The 243-nt window shown below is 54.3% G+C and carries 1 protein-coding gene; it reads right to left on the bottom strand.

All coding sequences use genetic code 11. The features are described from left to right. A partial coding sequence (locus tag SB764_RS43925; protein ID WP_410867302.1) for a cob(I)yrinic acid a,c-diamide adenosyltransferase occupies positions 1-191 on the bottom strand: 191 nt, incomplete at its 3' end. Positions 192-243 lie beyond the last annotated feature (52 nt).

The following is a 243-nucleotide window of genomic DNA, read 5'->3' as shown; positions in this document are numbered from 1 at the left end:
GCAATATGGCGGAAGATCATCCCAAAGGCGGAGGACGACTTGCCCTTGCCTTTGCCTGTGTGGACGATGATCAGGCCCTTCTGATCCGTCTTGGTGGCCATGATCTTGTCACGCGCCGCCTTCTTCTTCGCCATTCTCTCGTTGTGGCGGCTATCGTCCTTTTCGGCGGTGTCTACTGGTTCTTCGCTCATTGTCTTTCCCGATGAAATGTCATGCTGTCTGTTTATGGTGTGATGGCGCGAG

The sequence above is a fragment of the Paraburkholderia sp. SIMBA_027 genome (assembly GCF_046535315.1).
Lineage (GTDB): Bacteria > Pseudomonadota > Gammaproteobacteria > Burkholderiales > Burkholderiaceae > Paraburkholderia > Paraburkholderia tropica.
This window is presented reverse-complemented; position numbering and strand designations above follow the sequence as displayed.